The organism is Frankia sp. QA3 (assembly GCF_000262465.1).
Classification (GTDB): Bacteria; Actinomycetota; Actinomycetes; order Frankiales; family Frankiaceae; genus Frankia.
The window spans coordinates 4,519,117-4,519,498 of sequence record NZ_CM001489.1; the positions used below are offsets into that span (position 1 = coordinate 4,519,117).

Here is a 382-nt window from a genome sequence, read left to right on the forward strand (position 1 = left end):
CCATCCGGCGAAAACCCCACCGACCGCACCGAGACCTGATGGCCGGTCAACACCCGCAGCTCACGCCCCGACCCCACCTCCCACACCCGCACCGACCCGTCATCCCCACCCGACACCAGCAACGCCCCATCCGGCGAAAACCCCACCGACCGCACCGAGCCCTGCTGGCCGGTCAACACCCGCAGCTCACGCCCCGACCCCACCTCCCACACCCGCACCGACCCGTCATCCCCACCCGACACCAGCAACGCCCCATCCGGCGAAAACCCCACCGACCGCACCCAGCCCTGATGGCCGGTCAACACCCGCAGCTCACGCCCCGACCCCACCTCCCACACCCGCACCGACCCGTTCCGGCCACCCGACACCAGCAACGCCCCAT

General features: G+C 71.5%; 1 protein-coding gene. It reads right to left on the bottom strand.

Translation table 11 applies throughout. The features are described 5' to 3' along the window. Positions 1-382, bottom strand: a 382-nt coding sequence (locus FRAQA3DRAFT_RS38275; protein WP_009740578.1) for a WD40 repeat domain-containing protein, incomplete at both ends; no start/stop codon positions are given.